Origin of the sequence: Metabacillus herbersteinensis (genome assembly GCF_042433335.1) — a bacterium.
In the GTDB taxonomy this organism is placed as follows: domain Bacteria; phylum Bacillota; class Bacilli; order Bacillales; family Bacillaceae; genus Metabacillus; species Metabacillus herbersteinensis.
Genome location: NZ_JBHLVO010000014.1, coordinates 29,145 through 50,259, shown reverse-complemented (window position 1 = coordinate 50,259; position 21,115 = coordinate 29,145). Strand labels below are relative to the sequence as shown.

Genomic DNA, 21,115 nt, shown 5'->3' with positions numbered 1-21,115 from the left:
AGAGAGGATGGTGTTTCTATGGATTTTGTATCAATCGTTTCAGAGAATAAAATTCGCAAAGCAATTGAGGATGGAGAATTGAACAATCTGCCTGGTCAAGGAAAACCACTCCAACTTGAGGATTTGTCTCACATCCCAGAGGAGCTCCGTATCGCATACAAAGTGTTGAAAAATGCTGGTATGGCAAATGAAGATGTCCAATTGAAAAAAGAATTAATGACAATTGATGACCTAATTGAAGCTTGTTATGATGAAGGGGAAAAAGAACGCTTGAAAAAGGTAAGAAGCGAAAAGCAACTTCGTCTAGAAACATTTTTTAGTAAACGAAAAGCATTTAGTTCACCCGCATCTTCTTTTTATAAGGAAAGGGCACTTGATCGACTGAAATAATTCTAACATTGAATTTAACAATATAAAATTTACGGCAACTCTGAAAAGGGTTGTCTATTTTTTTAATGAGTTAATGTTCCTAAAATGTTGTCTAGGGATTCGCTTTTATAAATTGGCCTAAAAGTTCGGTGATCTTGATTAAAAAGTCTGAGGTCCTAAAATGAGGAGGTATCCTTTTGAGCAAGAAAACTTAGAGGATAAACAATTGCTTGCTACGTTCAAAACCCGCCATTCTTTTTGCAAATTACTGTGAATTTTTCTAATTACTTTGCTAATGGCAACTTATCTGTCTAATCTGCAGATTTATCAGTGCGAGTGAACATTTTATCGGTCTAATACAACATTTTATCAGTCTAAATTTCCAATTTATCAGTCAAGCACAAATTTATCAGTCTCCACAAAAAAACAGACCTGCCACGAATTCGTAACAGATCTATTCCTTAGATTATTTCGCTTGTCCTGCTGTAGGCAAGCTATGGTTGTATTTAAACAGACGTATTGTTTAATTTTCTGAGCAGTTATCTTGTTATATGAAAAAAATGTAAGCGAAAACATTTCTGTTGACATCTTGTATATACAGGTTTACTATGTATCTATAACATGTATATACAGGTTCTGAATACGTCCAGAATGTAAGCGTATTTTTAAAAATATTAATTGGATAAGATGTCCAGTTATACAAATAGTAAACTTACTGGTCTTTATTCTAATCTTACGTTATAAATGAAAACGATTACGGGAGGGTTATTTATGAGTACAAATAAAGAAGCTGCACGTCAGATTGTGGAAGCGGTTGGGGGAAAAGAAAATATCTCTGCTGCGACACACTGTGTGACTCGTTTACGTTTTGCGCTACATGATGAAAGCAAAGTAGACAAGGAAAAGTTAGAAAGCATTGATCTTGTTAAGGGATCTTTTGCAACAAATGGACAATTCCAAGTTGTTATTGGCCAAGGAACTGTTAATAAGGTTTACAAAGAAATGGTCGAGCAAACTGGAATTGGTGAGTCTTCGAAAGATGATGTGAAAAAAGCATCAGAAAGTAATCTTAATCCATTGCAACGTGCAATTAAAACATTAGCTGACATCTTCATTCCAATCCTACCTGCAATTGTTACCGCTGGTTTACTAATGGGAATCAACAACATTTTAACAGGTCCAGGAATCTTCATGGAAGATTCAATTGTTACGGCTTATCCACAGTGGGCTGATTTAGCAAATATTATAAACTTAATTGCCAATACCGCCTTCGTTTTCCTTCCAGGCTTGATTGGTTGGTCTGCGGTTAATCGCTTTGGCGGAAGTCCACTCCTCGGGATTGTTTTAGGTTTAATGCTTGTGCATCCGGATTTATTGAATGCTTGGGGATACGGAGCTGCACAGGCAGCGGGAGAAGTGCCGGTATGGAATTTATTTGGACTTGAGATTGAGAAAATTGGGTATCAAGGACAAGTACTACCAATCCTTGTTGCTTCATATTTGCTAGCCGTGATTGAAAAGTTTTTAACAAAACGTGTTCCAGATGGAATTCAGTTGTTAATCGTTCCACCAGTAACGCTACTAGTTACTGGTTTTGCATCATTTATCTTAATTGGACCTGTCACGTTTTTCTTAGGAAATCTTTTAACAGACGGAGTTATTACTCTTTTTGCTAACTTCGCTGCACTTGGTGGATTTTTATATGGTGGATTGTATGCATTACTTGTTGTAACAGGTATGCATCACACATTCCTTGCAGTTGATTTGCAGCTTGCAAATGCAGGGGGTACGTTCTTATGGCCGATGCTTGCACTCTCTAACATTGCACAAGGATCTGCAGCTCTAGCGATGATGTTTATCTTAAAAGATGAAAAGCAAAAGGGCCTTTCCTTAACATCTGCTATCTCTGCTTACTTAGGTATTACAGAGCCAGCGATGTTTGGAGTTAATTTGCGCTTTAGATATCCGTTTATCGCAGCAATTATTAGTTCAGCGATTGCTGGATTATTCATCATGACGCAAGGTGTTAAAGCCTTCTCAATTGGTGTTGGTGGCTTACCAGGATTCTTGTCAATTAGCTCAGAGTTCTGGCCAGCATTCTTCATTGGGATGGCAATCGTTATCGTTGTTCCGTTTGTATTAACATACGTGTTTGCGAAAATGAAAAAACAACAATAAATAAAAGGGCAGAGTATGCCTGTAGCAATAGGGACATGCCAGCGCAGTCCCTATTGCTGCTAATTTTTAAATTTAACATGGGTGGTGTTTTTTAATTGAGTCAACAATCTTGGTGGAAAAAGTCAGCAGTTTATCAAATCTATCCGAAGAGCTTTAATGATACAACAGGAAATGGTGTCGGTGATATTCAAGGGATTATTGAGAAACTAGATTATTTAAAGAATCTAGGTGTCGATGTTATCTGGTTGACACCGATCTATCAATCTCCACAAAAGGACAATGGCTATGACATAAGTAATTATCTAAAAGTACATGAAGAGTATGGCACAATGGAGGACTTCGACAGACTGTTAGAAGAAGCCCACAAACGTGATCTGAAAATCATCATGGACATTGTAGTGAATCATACATCAACAGAACATCAATGGTTTCAAGAAGCCCTGAAATCAAAGGATAACTCTTATCGCGATTACTACATTTGGAAAGACCCGAAAGAAGATGGATCTGAGCCGACGAATTGGGATTCAAAATTTGGTGGTTCTGCATGGCAATTAGATGAGAAGACAGGTCAATATTATTTACATCTTTTTGATGTCACACAAGCTGATTTAAACTGGGAAAATGAACAAGTACGCAATGAAATCTACGATATGATGCACTATTGGTTCACAAAAGGAGTCGATGGATTCCGTTTAGATGTTATTAATTTAATATCAAAAGATCAACGCTTTCCTGATGATGATGGCTCTGTTGCACCAGGAGATGGACGCAAGTTTTACACAGACGGACCACGCGTCCATGAATATATGAATGAAATAAACAACGAAGTCTTTTCAAAGTATGACATCATGACGGTTGGAGAGATGTCTTCAACAACAATTGATCATTGTATAAAATACACACATCCAGAACGTAATGAGTTAAGCATGACGTTCAACTTTCATCACTTAAAAGTTGATTATCCAAATGGAGAGAAATGGGCACTTGCTGATTTTGACTTTCAAGCGTTAAAGCAAATTTTGACTAAGTGGCAGGTTGAAATGCACAAGGGTGGAGGCTGGAATGCACTGTTTTGGTGTAATCACGATCAGCCGCGAATTGTTTCTCGATATGGAAATGACGAGGAATATCACCATGAATCTGCTAAAATGCTTGCAACAACCGTTCATATGATGCAAGGAACTCCTTATATTTATCAAGGCGAAGAGTTTGGGATGACTAATCCTAAATTTGAGTCCATTGACCAATATCGAGACGTAGAGTCATTAAACATGTACACTATCTTAAAAGAAAACGGGAAAAGCGAGGAAGAAATTATTGAGATTTTAAAAAGTAAATCTCGTGATAATTCTCGTACACCAGTCCAATGGGATAATTCGGTACATGCTGGGTTTACAGAAGGTACACCTTGGATACCTGTTGCATCAAACTATAATGATATCAATGCGAAGCAAGCTCTAGCGGAAAAGGATTCTGTCTTTAATCATTATCAACAATTAATTAAACTCCGCAAAGAATACGAAATCATTACAACAGGTGATTACCAATTGATCCTCGACGATCACCCGGAGCTATTCGCGTACATCCGAAATGGTGACAATGAGAAATTGCTAGTGGTCAATAATTTTTATGGAAGAGAAACACAGTTCCAATTGCCAGAAAGTATTGAGGTAGAAGGCTACACAAGCAGCATAATATTATCAAACTATAGTGACTCGGAGGCAGATTTTAAGTCCTCACAATTACGTCCATATGAATCAGTCGTTTATCACTTGAACAAAACATGGTAAAATATATGATGGTGATGACAGTTGAAATCTAATAAATTTTTAGCAATATATAATGAACTATGTAAACAAATAAAAAGTGGGGAGTTAAAGCCTCACGAGAAAATCCCATCGGAAAATGTCCTTTCTGAACAATATGAAACATCCAGAGAAACGATTCGAAAAGCATTAAATCTCCTTTCCCAAAATGGATTTATTCAAAAGGTAAAAGGGAAGGGCTCGATTGTTTTAGATGTTCGTAAATTTAGTTTCCCAGTATCGGGTCTAGTTAGTTTTAAGGAATTATCTAAAACTATGGGACAACCTTCACAGACAATTGTTCATGAATTTGGCTTAGTACGACCTGACTCTTTTATAAAAAAGCAGCTAAATATCTCTTCCAAGGATGAGATTTGGAGAGTGATTCGTGCTAGGCAAATTGAAGGAGAAAAGATTATTCTAGACAAGGATTTCCTTTTGAAAAAGCATGTTCCATTACTCACAAAGGAAATTTGCGAGGATTCCATCTTCCAATATTTAGAAAACGACTTAAACTTAAAGATTAGTTTTGCAAAAAAAGAAATCGTTGTTGAAAACTGTACCGAAGAAGATCAGCAATATTTAGATCTTGAAGACTTTCAACATATCGTCGTCGTAAAAAACTATGTGTACTTAGACGACACAAGTCTTTTTCAATATACAGAATCACGCCATCGATTAGATAAGTTTCGCTTTGTTGATTTTGCTAGAAGAGGACATTAATTTATAAGAAAAGCGTGCCCAAGTGAGCACGCTTTTCTTTATGCTTGCTTATACATTTTAAAGCGTTGGTAAATATAAACTGAAAGTCCAACAATTAATAAGAGGAGACCAATTAGTAAGAGGTTGTACATTCCAGTAGCAGTGTCTGGTAACGATAGTCCATTATTACCAGATGTATTTCCTCCGTCACCTGAAACAGGCAGTTCTTTTTCCTGTTCTTCTGGAACGGCAATTTCCTTATCTTCCATTACAGTATACTCACTAAAATGATCAACTGAGCCATACACGATGTTCGCTTCATAGCTGCCTTCTACTTTTGTGTATTCTGCATTCTCTCGGTTTACAAAGTAAACAGATGGAGTTGTTTCATTTTCTGCAACGTATGCAAACATTAGCGTTACTTGATCTTTAAAGGTTGTGACCGCTTTTTCATCTTGTGTAATCGTGAAGTCATAAACATCTGTTAATGCACCTTGAATGGCTTCAGTTCTAGCCATGTTAATTACGGTGTCTAGCTCTTCAAGGTTTGAAAGAGGTAACTTCATTCCTACCTTACCATTATAAAGAGTGATGTACGGATTTTTGTGATTTTTCAAAAGTTGAATTTGTTCTTTGGTTAAATGAATTTCAGTTTCATTAGCATCTACTGCTTTTGATAAATCAACAATCACTTCATTTGTATGTTGAAGATAGCTTTCAAAAGTCTCATCAAATGTTACATTAGCTTTATTATCTTCATCAATTGTAATAGTTGGTTCGAAAACGTGCGTAATTCTACCCTCTACTTTAGGGTTTACTGGACCATTTTCTGTTAAGTATTCAGTGAAAACGTCATAATCGACAATGTATAAATCTTCTGCATAGCTTGCCTCTGTAAAGACGTCGTAGCCATCGCCACCACTACCCATAAAACCGTTCGTTGCAACGCGGTAGGTTTTGCCTGAGTCAATTGGTGAGTAGGTTCCATCCTCATTTTGTACGGTTACGTTAAGAATACGTTCTCCAGGCTGCCTTGATGAAGAGAAGCTATACTTCATACCAGCTACCTGTGGGAAGGCACCTTTCACGCTCTCAACCTCCTTCACACCATTTTCTAGTGCTCTCACAATCTGTTCACCGGTAAGATCAAGAACAAACAATGTGTTTCCAAAAGGCATAACTTCTAAAACTTCACCAAGCGTGATATCACCTTGGTCAATTGAAGTACGTATTCCACCGCCATTAGTTATAGCTAGTGTAGCTCCTTTTGTTTCTTTTGCTTTAGCTAGCATACCATCCGCAATTAAGTTTCCTAAATTCGTTTCTTTTGTACGAACATCGTCACGCTCTCCATTTAAAGCCACTTCTGTTTTTCCAACAACGATGTTTTTGAATGATTCAATTTCAGCTTTGTAATCGTCTAGTATTATTTTTGCTTGTGGGTCTTCGGGAACGTCCTCATTGATTGGCAACAGCATGCTTGTAGATTGACTAGGAATAATTAAACCATTTTTATCAAATACAATATCCAATCGACCAAGGAATTCTCCATATTCTTTTGCTTGTGCAACGATTGTAGGTGTTGGGTCAGCTTCTACTACTTTAAGCTGGTCGACAGTAGTATGAGAATGACCACCAACAATAATATCAATACCTTCAACAGCTTCTGCAAGCTCTAGATCACGGTCATAACCTAAGTGTGTTAAAGCAATAATTTTATTAACATTTTCTTGTTTAGTAATCATATCAACTGTCTTGCGTGCAGATTCCACTGCACTATTAAAAACAACATCTTTACCAGGGCTTGATGCCTCAACTGTGTCTTCAGTAGTTAAACCGAAGATTGCTACTTTTTCCCCGTTAATCTCTTTTAAGATATATGGGTAAATCCCAGGTTGATTTGTAGTGTCCTGACTAAAAGTCATCGGTTCTTTTACAAGTCCACTTAAATCTTTATCTTTACTAAAGGTAATATTCGAGCTTACGATAGGGAACGATGCCTTTTCAATGAATTCTTTCAGAACAGAAGGGCCTTTATCAAATTCATGATTTCCTAGTGTCATGGCGTCATAGCCCATCATGTTCATGAATTCAAGATCAGCTTGTCCATTCCAACGTGTAAAATATAGATCTCCTGAAAAGACATCTCCAGCATCTAGTAAAAGGCTGTTTTCTGCATCTGCTCTTACATCCTTTACTGCTGTAACTCTCCGTGCAACGTCGTCTAAGTGGGCGTGCGTGTCATTCGTATGCATGATTGTTAGTTCCCAGCTGTCTGAGGGTTGCACTGGCTGTGCATCGCCAAATGAGACAAGATATTCAGCGTAGCCATCTGCAGCATCTTCGCTAAATTGAACAGAGTCATCAGCAAATTCCTTCGCTTTTTGAGACGTCATAAATGTTGCTTTCACGTCAGCGTTAATTGAAGTAAATGCCCAGTTATTATCTGCAGAAGGATTGATTGTTTTTTTATCTAAAATATACTGCATAAGGGCTTGTCTGTTTTCATCAGGAGCCATAAAAACAATATTCTCTGGCTTCATATGTGGGAAATTCCCACCACCAGAAGCTCTGTAGTTGTTCGTTGCAACTAAAAACTCTTGATTTGAGTTAATCGCTTTTCCTTCAAACTGAAGATTTTTAATTCGGCTAGCCGCTTCGTTTTTAATGGTACCTTTTGTGTCGTACTTAGGAGGCTGTGTTAAATCAATTTCATAAGTGACTCCATCAATCACATCAAAATTATAAGATGGGAATTCACTGTTAATGATTGGTTGTTTTTCTGAGCTGCTAGGATTCATGGTATTAAACTGTCCTGCAGACATTTCAAGCCAATCTTTTACCTGAGATCCCGTAAGCTTTACAATTTGTACGGTATTGTCGTAAAGGTAGAGGTCACCTATATTTTTAATGGCAAGATCACCTTTTGGAATATTCGTGTAGTAGTCCGATCCATTTCGTCCGCCAGCTTTAAAGGGAGCACCCGCTGATAGAATCGGTAGATCTTTGTATTCCGTGTCCTTCATTGCATTTTCTGCGTACCATTTCTGTGCATCTGTAACAATTTGTATGGATGGATCATCCTTAACTAACGCAAAAAAGCTATTAATTGGAGCTTCTGTTTTCCCAACTGGCTTTCTGACGTAATTTACTGTTGAATTATGTGTTTGAGAGATTGCATTTTCTATTACTGTGTTCCTAGTTGTAACTGTACTAATTGATTCTACCGTCGATTTAGACGATTTTACTTCCCAATCGCCACTCTCATTTGTTAAATCCATGTCAATGACACCAAGGTGACTACCCCAGTTTTTCGCCATGACAACAGGTACCCCATTGATTGTCCCGTTAACATTGTCAATTTTATCTACATTGTTAAAGCGAGCATCACCAGGGAAAATTCCGTGCTGATGACCCGAAACAATTGCATCAATGTTAGGTACGTTCAATGCCAAGTCGTAAACCATATTTTCAGCGCCCTTAGGCTGTGAGGAAGTTTCAATTCCACTATGAGAAAGAACAATAATTAGATCTGCTCCGTTTTCCTTCATTTCAGGAATCACTTTTTGAGCAGACTCGACGATGTCTTCTGTTTTAACTTTTCCTTCGAGATGCTTTTTGTCCCAGATGTTGATCTGCGGTGTTACAAAGCCTGTGAAACCAACCTTTACAGTATGCTCTTTTCCATTTTTATCAATAAATACCTTGTCGACAATCTTATAAGGCTCAAAATAATAGCTTCCATCCATATTAAGGACGTTTGCATTCAAAAAAGGAAAGTTAGCACCTGCTGTTGTGTTAGCTAAGAAATCAAGTCCATAATTAAACTCATGATTTCCAACGGTACCAGCATCATAATTTAGTGTGTTCATTGCTTTAATAATTGGGCTCTGCTCAGTTGCCATGTTTTTGGATATAAATTCACCAAGCGGGTTCCCTTGAATCGTATCACCGTTATCAACCAGAAGAGTATTCTTTGATTCTGCTCTATGTTTGTTTATAAGCTCTGCTGTTCTGACAAGTCCATAATTTGTTGTAGATGCGTCACTGTAGTAGTCGTAATCCATAATGTGTGCGTGCAGGTCTGTTGTTTCTAGAAGTTTAAGATCAATGATTGCAGGCTCAGCTGCTGTTGTGGATGACATAGGAAGTAAGGTTACTAAGATGAGTAATGCAGTAAGAATGTTTAAGGCCTTTTGAACAGTTTTGGTTGTTTTTCTCCTCACAAAAATCCACCTTTCTATTTTTAGATACTTTTTAATAGTATAACTATTTTGTAAATTATCTTCGACAGATTTAGGGGATATTGTTAAAATTATGTAAATTTTTTCACCGATTGTGCTTGTATGTGACTATTATCGACAGCGATTGCATTATAAATGCATCTTCTAAAATGGGCGGAAAAACAAAAAGCACCCCTAGTAAATGAGTTTTTTAGGATGCGTTTTTAGATGTGGTTCACGTTTTGATTGGGTTCGCAATATAATATTTCAAAAGCCCAGATAAGAAGGTGAATATATGTTATTTCTGCTTCTGATTGTCTCAATTATTATTCTTTTGCTGTGTATTGCTATTGCTTATTTCTTCAGTAATCTCATCCTTTTCCCCAGAAAAGTACAATATGAAGAAACATACAGGCGTAGTATTGAAAGCGGTGAAATTGATGCACATGTATTCGAGCAAAAGGAAAAACAAGAGTGGTTCATCGACTCTTATCATGGATATAAAATTCATGGAATGTTTTTCCCTCAAGATGGTAGTAAAAAGATCATGATTATTGCACATGGAATTACATGGTCATTGTTCGGTAGTTTTAAATATGTTGAAATGTTCCAAAAAAGAGGATTCAGCGTTTTATTATGTGACCATAGGTTTCATGGATTAAGTGGAGGGAGTCATACATCTTTTGGCTTCTACGAAAAAGATGATCTAAAGGCCTGGGTCGATTATATAGAAGAAAGATTCGGATCCGGTATGTTTATCGGACTATTGGGGGAATCGTTAGGTGCGGCCTCAGCATTGCAGTACGTCAACAAAGATAGCCGTGTTTCATTCTGCATTGCAGATTGTGCATTTAGTGATTTAACATCACTCTTAAAGCTGCGCTTATTGCTTGATTTTAAATTAAATATTTATCCGCTCATCTACTTAACTAGCTTTATTACACGACTCCGCTTTGGTTGGGACTTTACTGAGATATCCCCAATAAGAGGTTTAGAGAAAACGCGAACTCCAATCCTGTTCATCCACGGTCAAGAGGATGACTTTATTCCTCTTCAAATGACAGTAGATATGTTTAAACGAAAAAAAGGTCAGAAGGAACTCTATCTTGTTCCAAAAGCAGGTCATGCCCAAGCTTTCTTAGCTGACCCGAAAGGATATGAAACAAAAGTCATTGAATTTATAAAAGAAATTGAACTAATCGTTAGAGGAGATGGAGATGGAAGGAAGATTGAGCTTGGAGGATGAGATTAGGGGAGGTAATTGCACGGGAATTGAGTTTTATGCACGATAATTGTGATATATGCACGAGAATCAAGATAATTGCACGAGAATCGAGTTAATTGCACGAGAACTGAGATAATTGCATCGTTCGCAACCTCCTACATTGTTTAATTAACCACATTCCGGGTACAACAACTGTGTAAGCAAATTGTCTAGGAGGTTTTGAACAGTTATGTCAAAGAAAATAGCAGTTGTTGTTACGGATTTATTGGAGGATTCCGAGTACACAGACCCGGCAAAGTCTTTTGAGGAAGCTGGACATACCTTAACGGTCATTGAAAAGGAAAAAGGGAATACAGTAAAAGGGAAACAAGGACAAGCTACTGTTACTGTTGATTTAGCAATCGATGAAGCTAATGCAGATGACTATGACGCATTGTTTATCCCGGGAGGTTTTTCACCCGATCAATTAAGAGTAGATGAAAAATTTGTTTCTTTTGCAAAACGATTTATGGATGATAAAAAGACTGCCCTCGAGGTCATAAGACGATTATAAATTGAAGGCAAAGAACACCTTCTATTTATAATCGTCTTATGCTTGTCGGGGCTGAACAAGGCGCTAGCGCTTTTTATTTTTGTTCATCATCAGGCAACGGGTCAATTCTGTAAGCATCCTCTGTGTTAACTGCTCCTTTAATGGTAAAGTAAACGAAAACAATCATGGCTATTAGGAATGAAAATAGAACGAACGTTGTTAACCACCATGCTAACATTAAAAAAATCACCCTCCTTTACTACACATATATGCAGAAAAGAAGGGTGACAGAATGTATTTGTTTACTTCCCTTTTCGAAGGTTCCCGAGTTCTTCAGCAATGGCTTGCATTTCATTTGGACTGAAGGATTTTTTTTTCATAACAAGCTCATAAAGTTCCTTGAGCTCTTCATACATTTCTTCATCAAAGTGTGAAGCCTTGATTGCACCGAAGTTCAATACTCGTAGCTTTTCTTTTATTTGTTCAATCATGTATTCAACGTTTTCAGTAGATTTCTCCGTTAAATTCATCTAGGGCTCATCCTTTCATAAATGCACTTTTTAATATTGTACCACTTTTTTTACCTATGATATGAATTGGCTTATATGTTGATGTGAAAAATTATTAAATGGAAATAAATTGTTATTCATTATAGTTTTTTCCTTATAAAAAAAGGGTAACAATTCAATGAGGAGAATATGCTAACAGTAATAACTATTAGGGTAGCTTATAAAATTTTAATTAAGTGAATAAAAACAACATAAAATTTAAGGGGGCAAGCTGTAATGGATAATGAGAATAAACTTTTACAAGGGATGTTAATTGGAGCCGCTGTAGGAGCTGTAGTCTCTATGTTTCATAAGCAAACTCGCCAGGAAGTTCTTGAACAAGGGAAATGCGTGACAGATCGGGTGAAGGATTACTGTCAGCATCCATCAAAACTATCTGATGATCTTAAGAAAAAGGTGGATGCTACGAAAGAAACAGTACAAGAAATCTCAGAAGATCTATCATTCTTAAATGAAAAAATGAATGAATTGAAAGAAACTACTCCTCAAGTAATTGACATGATTCAAGAAACAAAAGAAAGATTTCTACCAAAAAAAAAAGCGCAAGCGCCTTGTTCAGCCCCGACAAGCATAAGGCGATTCTAAATAGAAGGTGGTCTTTGCCTTCAATTTAGAATTGACTTATGACCTCGAGGCAGCCAAGAACGCGACGTCAATCGCCATGACTGCACTAGCACGTCCTGTGCGTCGGGGCTAGGCGCTGGAAGAATTATATAAATTCTGGTGTAGAACAAAATCGTGAGGTGTTGCAATGCTATGCTAGGAAAAAACCACGAAGCATATGAAAAAAATTATTATAAAAAAGGGTCCTTTTTAAAAGAATTGTTGCATCGTTTTGCGGATGATGAAGTGGCAGGGCTATCTGCGGGTTTGGCTTACTTTTTTCTACTATCGCTTTTTCCATTTCTTATCTTCTTGATCACATTAATTGGATATTTACCCCTCTCCCAGGATGCTGTGCTAGGCGTAATTAGGCAATATGCCCCAGGGGAATCAAGTCAACTGATTGAATCAAATCTAGCTCAAATATTAAACCATCATAACGGTGGTTTGTTATCGTTCGGTATTATTGCCACCCTTTGGTCAGCATCAAATGGAATCAATGCGATTGTTCGATCGTTTAACCGTGCATATGAAGTAGAAGAAAGTCGATCGTTTATCGTGGCAAGAGGAATGGCGATCTTGTTAACAGTTGCTATGGTTTTTGTTATTTTAGTTGCGCTGTTACTACCTGTATTTGGTAAAGAAATCGGTTTGTTTATTTTTTCAACGTTCGGTTTGTCAGAACAGTTTCTAACGGCTTGGAATACAGCTCGTTGGTTAGTAAGTGGGATTATTTTGTTTATCGTATTTACTTCTCTTTATTTTGTAGCACCTAATAAAAGATTACATATAAAAGATTGCTTAGCCGGCTCAATCTTTGCAACTGTTGGTTGGATTGCTGTGTCTCTAGCCTTTTCTTATTACGTAAGTAGCTTCGGAAATTATACTGCAACGTACGGAAGCTTAGGCGGTATTATTGTGTTAATGATTTGGTTCTATATTTCAGGTATGGTAATTATGCTTGGTGGAGAATTAAATGCACTGTTGTACAAAAGAAAAGTAGCGAAATGATTTACCAGTAATTTTCCTCATAGTGACCCTGCAAATGTGGAAAAGTAATAGTGAAGGCAATGTCTTCAATTGGATGAAAGCGGGGGAATATAATATGTCAAAAAACACGAAAAAAGGCGGAAGCCATAACAAGCAAAACTCTAAAAGCAAGCCTAAACATAAAACGAGCGGCAGTGCAAATGGACAAAACGGGTACCATTAATAAAAACAGCGACGTCAATCACCATGACTGCACTAGCAGTTCTGTGCGTCGAAGCTGGATTCAGAAATGCACACTTGGTTTAAAGATTATATAAATTTGTTATTAACAAAGGCTGACTTCAATGAAGTCAGCCTTTGTTTTTTATCATTCCGCTAACTGAATGTAGTGATTATAAGCACTTACATAAATATGTTCTACATCAGCATCTGTCATATACATGAGTGTTTCTTTGTCAATCTCTTTCGTCATTTCAATAAATTCAATCATGTTTTTCCGTTCTTGTCTGTTCATCATTTTAGCCAGCTCCCTTTTTTTGTTATGGTACAGTTTATTTTTATTAATTGTATTATATAACAGATAATACAAAATGTTCAATCTATTTTTAAACTTTTTTTTGAAAATATAAAAATGTGCGCTGAAATTTTTTCAGCGCACATTTTAATGTATCAAAAGCTCTGATCATAGGATGTCTTTGATGAGGATGAAACTGGTTGACTTCGGAAGGAAACAACTGCGACTAAAATCATAAACAAAATTACACTTATGACGATAAAGTAGCTTACATGTTCAACGTATTCAATGAACAATCCACCAAGATATGGCCCTGCTAAGCTCCCGATGCTAAAGGCAATTCCACATAAAAGATTTCCAGTAGGAAGCAGATTCCTTGGCATCAAATCAGTCATATAGCTTATTCCTAGTGAGAAGGTAGAGCCAACGGACATTCCAGCTAGGAACAAACACAGTGTTAATGCAAAGAAAAAGTCTTCAAGCAAGCTTGCGACTGAAAAACTGAAAAATCCTAACGTTAAAATAATTATAAGAATGTTTTTTCGACCGAATTTATCACTCATTATTCCGAGTGGAAGCTGGGTTACGATGCCGCCTACTGCAAATGAGGATAACAAAATAGATACACTTGTTACATCCATTCCTATTCTTAAGCCGTAAACTGGAAAGCTCCCGTTTATTGAAGATTCTAAAAAACCATAGCCTAACGGAGGTAAAAATGCGACCCAGGCATATTTCCATGCAGTTGAAAACCGTTTCAATGTCTGTTTAAACGAATTCATTTCAATGGTTTGTTCTGGAAAGTCATTTTTTAATAAAAATAGAAATACCCAGCCAATTAGGCAAAGCACGGATGATAAAAGGAATGGAAGGGCTTCGTTAATTGTGACTAAAGGGGTCATTAAAGGCCCTGCTGCAAAGCCGATTCCGAAAAATAAGCCATACAACGATATATTACGACCGCGTTTATTTTCAGGAGAAAACGAGGTAATCCAAGTTTGTGTACCAAAGTGTAAGGCGTGATCGCCAATTCCAATTAATAGACGCAGTACAAACCAAAACCAAAATGACTTCCAAAGCGGAAATAATCCTAATGATAAAAGAACAAGTAAACCTCCAAAAATGATAACAGGTTTGTAGCCATACTTCCGAAGGGGTTGCTCCATAAAGGGTGAAACAAGTAATATTCCAATATATAATGCTGTTGCATTTAATCCATTTAATGAAGAAGAAAGCCCGTCATTCTCAAAAATAATTGCAATTAGAGGGAGTAACATACCTTGGCTAAAGCCGGAGATCGCAACGATGCTAACTAGTATCCAAAATCGTCCATTTTCTTTTTTCATTTGAGTATTTAACCTCGGTTCATTTTCTGACATTATAAAAAGACAACTTCATATTTTTATTCCATTTTCCACTCTGAATGTTACAACGATTTCTATATGAAAACAAGAAAAACAAAGTAGATATTCTTTTCAGTCGTTTCATGTTCCATTACAATGAAAAAAAGGTGGGTGAAGGTTTATGGAATTTAAGATGAAAGAAGTAGGATTTCAAACGACAGTTGAATACGGTGAACTTCATATAGCGGGTGATGAAGAGTATGGATTTCGACCGTATCAATTAATGGTTTCTTCTATTGCAGTATGCAGTGGAGGTGTATTAAGAAAAATACTAGCAAAGAAAAGGATTGAAATTGAGGACCTTACGATTCAAACGAAAGTCGATCGCAATGAGCAAGAGGCGAATCGGATTGAGAAAATCTACATTCATTATCTTATAAAAGGTGCAAATTTAGACGAGAGAAAAATTGAACAATCGATTGAGATTGCCCGTAAAAACTGTCCGATGGTGCAGTCTGTAAAAGATAGCATCGAGATTGCCGAAACGTTTGAATTAGTTTTATAAGTGAAAAATCCTGTTCATTTTAGAGTCATGAACAGGATTTTTTCTATAAATTTAAAACTTGTGGCTCACTGCCAGCTTTCTCATAATAACGAATTGAGTCTGGAGTAATTTTTAATAGTAAGTAATTTGAATCGTCTGCGCCATTTATCCATTCTTTTAATTGTTGGCTCCAAAAACGTTCTTTTAATTCCTTAGATTCTTCTATAGAGGAAGTTCCCTCTATTTCTACATATGCATCCTGCCAGCCTTTACCTTCATATCCTAATAAAATGTGAACGTTTGGATTTTCTTTAATGTCTTCTACTTTGTGAGTTTGTTTATTTGTTGCGGTATATAAAATCAAATCAACGTGGAAGAATAACATAAATCGGGAGTAGGGTTTATTTTGTCTAATCGTCGATAAGGTTCCAATTTTGTGCTCATTTAACATCTTTATTACCGTGTTTTTGATTGAATCAGTCAAAGTGGACACTCCTTTCCTTCGCACCTAGCCTTTCTCCCTTAGGCTTACGCTTTATCAAAGTTAATTTGGTATTAAACAGCTAGTTTCATACGTGATTTTTAAGGAAATGGTATGGATATACTTCCCACTTAAACGTAAGAGGATTATAATGGAATGGATTAAACTGGTAATTAACTTGAAAGGATTGGTGAATCATTTGCTCAATCGTTTATTTTTTCTTGTAGTTGTAATTGGAGTTCCACTCTCGGTTATTGGTAGCCTAATGCACTGGCCATATGTTTTAATGTTTGTTATTTACTGTATCACCATTGTTGCCTTAGCAGGATTTATGGGTAGAGCAACAGAAAGTTTAGCAATTGTGGCTGGTCCAAGGGTTGGGGGCCTTTTAAATGCTACATTTGGAAATGCAGTTGAACTAATTATCTCCATTTTTGCATTAAAGGCTGGATTAGTCGGAGTCGTTCTAGCTTCATTAACCGGTTCTGTGTTAGGCAACCTTCTCCTAGTAGCGGGTCTAAGCTTCTTTGTTGGTGGACTTAAATTTAAACGACAGGAATTTAACGTTTATGATGCGAGGCATAACTCGGGTTTACTTATGTTTGCGGTCATTGTTGGATTCGTTATCCCCGAAGTATTTTCAATGGAAATGGCAGAGGAACAGACATTGTCACTCAGTATTGGGATTTCGGTTATATTAATTGCTCTTTATTTAGCAGCTCTTTTCTTTAGACTTGTTACCCATCGTGGTGTATACCAGCACGAAACAGATGTAGTGGATGAACATGAAAAACCTGAATGGTCTGCAAAATTCGCTATGATTGTTTTAATCCTTGCTACTATAGCAGTTGCTTATGTTTCTGAGAATCTCGTTCATACCTTTGAAAGTGTTGGGGAGAGATTTGGATGGAGTGAGCTATTTATTGGGGTTATTATTGTTGCCATCGTGGGTAATGCCGCAGAGCATGCATCGGCAATTGTTATGGCATACAAAAATAAAATGAATATCGCGGTCGAAATCGCAGTGGGGTCAACGCTACAAATAGCTATGTTTGTAGCACCAGTCTTAGTACTTATTTCATTAATGTTTACAGAAAAGATGCCTTTGGTATTTACAATTCCAGAACTGATTGCCATGGTTACAGCTGTGTTACTAACAATCTCGATTACCAATGATGGTGATACCAATTGGTTTGAGGGTGCTATCCTGTTAGCTGCCTATTTAATTATGGGAATTGGTTTTTATTTACTTTAACAATTGTTTAAAAAAAATAGACTCTGCGCACCACCACAGAGTCTTTACATATTTGAGTAGGACGAAACAGTCATTTATAAGCAAAATGACAAGCTATCAGGGAGTAGGAATTACTCTTTTGATATACTTATCATAGCTTGTTTTTTGATAAATGTAAATATTCAGTTAGTTTATTTTTTAAAAAAAATTAAGCTTAAATCCACCTCTTATCAAAAATAGTGTTTTTTAACTGTCCAAACAATCATATAATGAGTAGGACAAACTAAGAGGGGAATACATTACATAATGAAAATAAGACTTTTATTTTATATGGTGGGTTTATTTTTTATTGGATTTGGTGCCACGCTTACAATTAAAGCAGACATCGGGGCTGGTGCGTGGGATGCTTTGAACGTGGGATTAGCAGAATCATTTGGACTAACAGTAGGTAGCTGGGTCATCTTAATCGGACTTACCCTCATATTTGTGAATGCATTTATTTCGAAACACAGACCGATCTATTTTGCAGTAATCACGATTGTATTAATCGGTTTTTCGGTTGACTTTTGGTTACTATTCATCTTTAAAAACCTTGTTCTCGATTCATTATCTATGAAATTCTTAGTCCTTGTTGTTGGCATTTTAGCAATTGCAGTGGGTGTTGCAATGTATTTGCAAACAAAATTCCCTGCAAATCCTATTGATCAATTAATGATTGTTTTACATGAACGCTTTTCAATTAAATTAATGACGGCAAAAACCATTGGAGAGCTAAGCGCTTTACTATTTGCTTTTTTACTGAAAGGTCCGATTGGAGTGGGGACAATTCTTATCACATTTTCAATTGGCCCACTAATTCAGTTGTTTCATGTACCTGTTGCAAAATTGCTTGAAAGATGGAGCAGTAAATAATAAAAAAGTTTGGATAAACTCTATACCACTTGAAAACACTATTCATAAAGCATGTGAAAGGGGTATAGAGAATGAAAAAAGGTTTGCTCATTTCTCTCGTTTTGCTTTTATCAATTAGTTTTTCAGGGTCAGCTTTTGCAAATACAAAAGACATTCAACCGAAGATCCCAAGCTCAGTCATGGAAATCTCAAAAGACAACACCTACCCAAATCCTACTCAAGATCTTCCGTACTTACAGCCGAGTGAATTAGCACAGGAATTGCTAGACGCTTCTGACGTGCCAATAGAAAATCCTGATTTGATCCGTTTGTTAAACGAATCATCTGTATCAGAATCGCCATTAGCACTAGGCTATCGAGCAACGATCTTTTTGGGACAGTGGGCTCTGAATTATGAATCAAGCGAAACATCAACAAACTGGGAATATCAAAAAATTAATACAAATTATCAGGATAACCGTGGTGGGAAAGCACCTCTACAGATCTCTTACAAGCAAGAATCTCAAAAGCAGGTAAAAGGTGGATTAACAGCAGACATTGCTTACTCAGATCATGTCAAAAAGTTGATGCTACTAACAGCAATGAAAAAAACCAATTTACCATTGTCTTTTGAAACAATTATCGGTGCAGGAACGAAAAAAGATCAAGTGTATAACATCCCAGCAACAAAATTGGGCTACTTATATGCGTATGCTCCTGCTGTAAGTGAAAAAGGGAAGGTCACATATGGTGAGGTTTACCTCGTATTAAAAGGCAACAAAAAGAAAATCGTGGTTAAAAATGTTACTTCGCAAGGAATTGGTGCATGGATTCCGGTTCAAGACCACGCTTCGTTTGGCTTTCATACATCGGATCGACCGAGGTAACAAAGAAGCGAACCCGGGTTATCTAACGGTTTCGCTTTTTTCATTTCCATTGAAATACACCAACTCTTCAGCAAGTCCAATTCCCTCATCATAAAGAACCTGTGCAATAACTCTTCTAGCCTCTTTTCCCGTATCCCAATACAAAAGATCGTCAACCAGAGCTGTTATCGTATACTCATAGCCACGAAAACCAGCATTTAACGACGTCATCCCGAAAATCTGAAAAGGCTCAATTACACAATCGGCAGAATCTTTTTTTAAACATTGACCATATTGTTCATTAAGGTTATCACAGACTTTTTGAAGTGCAGCCCATACTCTCTCAGGATTTTCTCTAAAGCTGATGACAACTCGTTCAATTACCCGCATTCGATCAATATTATAGTTTTGAATTTGTTTAATTTCCCCGTTGCTGATCGTTAATAGCTTGCCGCTCCACTCACGAACCTTCAAAGAACGCAGTCCAATTTCTTCAACGGTACCGTTAAATATATTATTAATCGTGATAAAATCTCCTTGATGAATTTGCCTTTCATAAATTAAGAACATCCCTGCTAAAATATCCCGAATGAGGCTTTGGGCACCAAAACCAATGATAATTCCAGCAACACCAGCTCCAGCAAGTATTCTTCCAAAGTCATCAACAAAAAGCGAAATTACATATAAAATAAATCCAATTGTGGCCACATATCTTAGCAAGGAACGTAACATACTTTGGATCGTTTTTTCTTTGCGATCTTCAATGAAATCGGTTCGTTGAAAAAATTTCTGGAGAAGCTTATTAATTAGCATGATACTTAACCACAATACGATTGCGACTAGTATGATATCGAAAGCTTTAGTGTCCATTAGTTTAGTCAATTGTTCCATAAACGTCACCTTTTATTACAGATTTGCTTTCCGAGTTGTAAAGTCAGTACTTGGATAATAACTATTTTTAACGAGAATGTTCGGTCCTAGACATTGTACAGAAGAACAATGACAATTTAACTGCTTAGCCAGCTTGGACTCGTTCCATTTTTCGTAAGCTGATTGAAGGGAATGTTGTTGAATATTTCCTAAAGAAGGTGCGTCACCAAAATCAGTGACAATGATTTCTCCATTAAAAATATTTACATTCAATCTCGAGCGACCATCTGGGTCATTGCGCACAGTCACGTTTTTGCTCGCTCTTAAGCGTTTAATTAGCTCTAGGTCTTCCTTCGAATCCGTACAAGCATAAAAGGGTAGCGTTCCAAACAGCATCCAAACATCTTCATCTCTAATTGTTAACAAATGATCAATGGCTTCACGGATCTCACTCAAAGTTAGCGTCTCTAAACTACTTGCAAAATCACTGGAGTACATTGGGTGAATCTCGTGACGTTGACACTTCATCTCGTTTACAATCTGTTTATGAATCGATTCAATATAAGGAAGTGTGCGTTTATTTAACATCGTTTCCGCTGAAACCATTACACCCGCATCGACTAGTGCTCGGCTATTCTCTATCATTCGTTCAAAAAGAACAGAACGCTGTTTTTCAGTAGGCTTCCTCTCCATCATCGCAAATCCTGTTCCCACAAATTCCTCTAGCGTTCCCCAGTTGTGAGAAATATGTAAAACATCTAAGTAAGGAATGATTTTTTCATAGCGGTTAAGATCTAGTGTTAAATTCGAATTGATTTGTGTACGTACACCCCGTTCATGGGCATACTTTAAAAGAGGGACCACGTATTGTTCTACCGATTTTAATGAAAGCATCGGTTCTCCACCCGTAATACTCAATGAACGTAGAGTAGGAACTTCATCTAATCTGTTTAGTAATAGAGTGAGTGGCAACGCATTTGGATCCTTTGGCTGAAGTGTATACCCGACAGCACAATGCTCACAACGCATATTACACAATGTGGTTGTCGTAAACTCCACGTTTGTTAACGTCATTTTCCCGTACTGTTTTATATCTAAGTAAGCTTCCCACGGATCATATGCCGTGCTTATAGGCTGTTTTACTTTTGTAGAATTCATAAAAAAAACTCCTTTATT

Annotated in this window: 19 protein-coding genes and 1 pseudogene; 12 read left to right on the top strand and 8 right to left on the bottom strand. The window is 37.0% G+C overall.

From position 1 onward, the window contains the following. Nucleotides 1–18: 18 nt before the first annotated feature. From ACFFIX_RS15915 to treR, 4 genes are all read left to right on the top strand, one after another. The gene (locus ACFFIX_RS15915; protein WP_378935672.1) at nucleotides 19–390 is read left to right on the top strand and encodes a DnaJ family domain-containing protein; all 372 of its coding nucleotides are present in this window, start codon (nucleotides 19–21) and stop codon (nucleotides 388–390) included. Between the two features lie 750 nt (nucleotides 391–1,140). Continuing rightward, nucleotides 1,141–2,547 (top strand): PTS system trehalose-specific EIIBC component, encoded by a 1,407-nt coding sequence (gene treP / locus ACFFIX_RS15910; protein WP_378935670.1) that lies wholly within the window; start codon nucleotides 1,141–1,143, stop codon nucleotides 2,545–2,547. Nucleotides 2,548–2,642: 95 nt separating this feature from the next. After that, nucleotides 2,643–4,337: an alpha,alpha-phosphotrehalase gene (gene treC, locus ACFFIX_RS15905; RefSeq protein ID WP_378935668.1), complete on the top strand. Its 1,695-nt coding sequence runs from the start codon at nucleotides 2,643–2,645 to the stop codon at nucleotides 4,335–4,337. A 21-nt stretch (nucleotides 4,338–4,358) separates the two neighbouring features. Beyond that, a complete protein-coding gene (gene treR, locus ACFFIX_RS15900) occupies nucleotides 4,359–5,075 on the top strand; it encodes a trehalose operon repressor (RefSeq protein ID WP_378935666.1) in 717 nt (238 codons plus the stop codon). 38 nt (nucleotides 5,076–5,113) lie between these two features. Here the strand turns inward: treR and ACFFIX_RS15895 are convergent, their stop codons facing one another. Then, nucleotides 5,114–9,280, bottom strand: a complete 4,167-nt coding sequence (locus ACFFIX_RS15895) for a bifunctional 2',3'-cyclic-nucleotide 2'-phosphodiesterase/3'-nucleotidase (protein ID WP_512700170.1) — start codon at nucleotides 9,278–9,280, stop codon at nucleotides 5,114–5,116. A 292-nt stretch (nucleotides 9,281–9,572) separates the two neighbouring features. Between ACFFIX_RS15895 and ACFFIX_RS15890 the strand changes: the two genes are divergently transcribed. Both ACFFIX_RS15890 and ACFFIX_RS15885 read left to right on the top strand, forming a co-directional pair. Then, entirely contained in the window at nucleotides 9,573–10,523 is a 951-nt protein-coding gene (locus tag ACFFIX_RS15890; RefSeq protein ID WP_378935664.1) for an alpha/beta hydrolase, read from the top strand. 208 nt (nucleotides 10,524–10,731) lie between these two features. Further along, a pseudogene (locus ACFFIX_RS15885) lies at nucleotides 10,732–11,040 on the top strand (DJ-1/PfpI family protein); the annotation flags it as partial. A gap of 88 nt (nucleotides 11,041–11,128) precedes the next feature. Here the strand turns inward: ACFFIX_RS15885 and ACFFIX_RS15880 are convergent. Both ACFFIX_RS15880 and ACFFIX_RS15875 read right to left on the bottom strand, forming a co-directional pair. Further along, entirely contained in the window at nucleotides 11,129–11,272 is a 144-nt protein-coding gene (locus tag ACFFIX_RS15880) for a hypothetical protein (RefSeq protein ID WP_378935662.1), read from the bottom strand. Between the two features lie 64 nt (nucleotides 11,273–11,336). Next, nucleotides 11,337–11,564, bottom strand: coding sequence for a DUF1128 domain-containing protein (locus ACFFIX_RS15875; RefSeq protein WP_378935660.1), 228 nt, complete (start codon nucleotides 11,562–11,564; stop codon nucleotides 11,337–11,339). A gap of 255 nt (nucleotides 11,565–11,819) precedes the next feature. On the opposite strand from ACFFIX_RS15875, the gene ACFFIX_RS15870 reads away from it, so the two are divergent. Together ACFFIX_RS15870 and ACFFIX_RS15865 are read left to right on the top strand one after the other, a co-directional pair. Beyond that, nucleotides 11,820–12,188 carry a YtxH domain-containing protein gene (locus tag ACFFIX_RS15870; RefSeq protein WP_378935658.1) on the top strand — a complete coding sequence of 123 codons (369 nt, stop codon included), beginning with the start codon at nucleotides 11,820–11,822 and terminating at the stop codon, nucleotides 12,186–12,188. Between the two features lie 171 nt (nucleotides 12,189–12,359). Beyond that, complete coding sequence (locus ACFFIX_RS15865) at nucleotides 12,360–13,217, top strand: YihY/virulence factor BrkB family protein (RefSeq protein ID WP_378935656.1); 858 nt, start codon at nucleotides 12,360–12,362, stop codon at nucleotides 13,215–13,217. A 346-nt stretch (nucleotides 13,218–13,563) separates the two neighbouring features. On the opposite strand, the gene ACFFIX_RS15860 is transcribed toward ACFFIX_RS15865, so the two are convergent. Next, complete coding sequence (locus tag ACFFIX_RS15860; RefSeq protein WP_378935654.1) at nucleotides 13,564–13,713, bottom strand: BH0509 family protein; 150 nt, start codon at nucleotides 13,711–13,713, stop codon at nucleotides 13,564–13,566. 152 nt (nucleotides 13,714–13,865) lie between these two features. Continuing rightward, the gene (locus ACFFIX_RS15855; protein WP_378935794.1) at nucleotides 13,866–15,056 is read right to left on the bottom strand and encodes an MFS transporter; all 1,191 of its coding nucleotides are present in this window, start codon (nucleotides 15,054–15,056) and stop codon (nucleotides 13,866–13,868) included. Between the two features lie 178 nt (nucleotides 15,057–15,234). Between ACFFIX_RS15855 and ACFFIX_RS15850 the strand changes: the two genes are divergently transcribed. Beyond that, nucleotides 15,235–15,618 (top strand): OsmC family protein, encoded by a 384-nt coding sequence (locus tag ACFFIX_RS15850; RefSeq protein ID WP_378935653.1) that lies wholly within the window; start codon nucleotides 15,235–15,237, stop codon nucleotides 15,616–15,618. Between the two features lie 43 nt (nucleotides 15,619–15,661). Here ACFFIX_RS15850 and ACFFIX_RS15845 read toward each other — a convergent pair whose 3' ends face one another. After that, nucleotides 15,662–16,090 (bottom strand): pyridoxamine 5'-phosphate oxidase family protein, encoded by a 429-nt coding sequence (locus tag ACFFIX_RS15845; RefSeq protein WP_378935792.1) that lies wholly within the window; start codon nucleotides 16,088–16,090, stop codon nucleotides 15,662–15,664. Between the two features lie 139 nt (nucleotides 16,091–16,229). Between ACFFIX_RS15845 and cax the strand changes: the two genes are divergently transcribed. From cax to ACFFIX_RS15830, 3 genes are all read left to right on the top strand, one after another. Further along, nucleotides 16,230–17,333 (top strand): calcium/proton exchanger, encoded by a 1,104-nt coding sequence (cax, locus tag ACFFIX_RS15840; RefSeq protein WP_378935652.1) that lies wholly within the window; start codon nucleotides 16,230–16,232, stop codon nucleotides 17,331–17,333. Between the two features lie 285 nt (nucleotides 17,334–17,618). Further along, entirely contained in the window at nucleotides 17,619–18,224 is a 606-nt protein-coding gene (locus tag ACFFIX_RS15835) for a YczE/YyaS/YitT family protein (RefSeq protein ID WP_378935650.1), read from the top strand. A 71-nt stretch (nucleotides 18,225–18,295) separates the two neighbouring features. Next, a complete protein-coding gene (locus tag ACFFIX_RS15830; RefSeq protein WP_378935648.1) occupies nucleotides 18,296–19,090 on the top strand; it encodes a YfkD famly protein in 795 nt (264 codons plus the stop codon). 18 nt (nucleotides 19,091–19,108) lie between these two features. Here the strand turns inward: ACFFIX_RS15830 and ACFFIX_RS15825 are convergent, their stop codons facing one another. Together ACFFIX_RS15825 and yfkAB are read right to left on the bottom strand one after the other, a co-directional pair. Beyond that, nucleotides 19,109–19,960: a mechanosensitive ion channel family protein gene (locus tag ACFFIX_RS15825; protein ID WP_378935646.1), complete on the bottom strand. Its 852-nt coding sequence runs from the start codon at nucleotides 19,958–19,960 to the stop codon at nucleotides 19,109–19,111. Nucleotides 19,961–19,975: 15 nt separating this feature from the next. Then, on the bottom strand, nucleotides 19,976–21,097 hold the full coding sequence (gene yfkAB, locus ACFFIX_RS15820) for a radical SAM/CxCxxxxC motif protein YfkAB (RefSeq protein WP_378935644.1): 1,122 nt from the start codon (nucleotides 21,095–21,097) through the stop codon (nucleotides 19,976–19,978). Between the last annotated feature and the right edge of the window lie 18 nt (nucleotides 21,098–21,115).